A 426-nucleotide genomic window follows, 5' to 3' on the forward strand; every position below is an offset into this window, starting at 1 on the left:
ACTATATTGCTCAGTACACCAATGGGGCGCGTGTTGTGGCTGTGGGAATATGGCCAACTGACGGCTTTGAAACAGACTATGTGCCTAGCGCCAACAGGGAGATTGATCATTGTTTGAGCCTGCCCCCCAAAGAACGCATGGGGAACGACAGCCGAGATTATGTGATTGAGCGTTTAGAGGGCTATCCTGACGAGGTTCTCGCGTTCCAACAAGTGGCATGGCAAGCCCCTGGCCCCGATGACCTGCCCATTTCGCGTGATGATTATGTCAATAACCCCCATGTGATTGCGATCTCGACCGCTCGGGCTTTTGGTATCTTTGAAGACCACTTCATCACTGTCATGATTGATGACCCCTCCGACCAGCCCCCCACCGAAGAAGAACTCCGCGCCCTGTGGGATGCTCAGGTAGCGAAAATGCGTTACC

The 426-nt window shown here is 53.5% G+C and carries 1 protein-coding gene; it reads left to right on the forward strand.

Annotated elements, in window-relative coordinates:
• A partial coding sequence (locus tag EII11_RS10645) for a hypothetical protein (protein ID WP_165867170.1) occupies positions 1-426 on the forward strand: 426 nt, incomplete at both ends.

This window comes from Schaalia canis (assembly GCF_003858455.1).
Lineage (GTDB): Bacteria > Actinomycetota > Actinomycetes > Actinomycetales > Actinomycetaceae > Pauljensenia > Pauljensenia canis.